Annotated in this window: 1 protein-coding gene; it reads right to left on the bottom strand. The window is 56.7% G+C overall.

Annotated elements, in window-relative coordinates; all coding sequences use genetic code 11:
* Window positions 1–353 (bottom strand): hypothetical protein (locus tag EZM41_RS09135; RefSeq protein ID WP_198470800.1); only part of this gene is annotated, 353 nt, incomplete at both ends.

Below are 353 nucleotides of genomic sequence, written 5' to 3'. Positions count from 1 at the left end.
ATCATCTCTGGAATTCCACCTAACCAGCCCACTACACTGGAGGCCTTCTCCTTGATCCACTCCCTGGCTCCTGCGATCCTGTCCGAGGCCACGCTGAACGTAGACCACCTCGACTCTCCTTCGCCTGGGAGGGCATTAGCTATCATCTGTGGAATACCACCGAACAAGACAACGACAATGGAGGCCTTCGCCTTGATCCAATCCCAGGCTCCTGCGATCGTGTCCGAGGCCCAGCTGAACGGATACAACATCGACTCTCCTACGCCTGAGAGGGCATGAGCTATCATCTCTGGAATTCCATCGAACCCGCCCACGACACTGGAGGCCTTCTCCTTGATCCAATCCCAGGCTCC

The sequence above is a fragment of the Acetomicrobium sp. S15 = DSM 107314 genome (assembly GCF_016125955.1).
GTDB classification, from domain to species: Bacteria; Synergistota; Synergistia; order Synergistales; family Thermosynergistaceae; genus Thermosynergistes; species Thermosynergistes pyruvativorans.
This window is presented reverse-complemented; position numbering and strand designations above follow the sequence as displayed.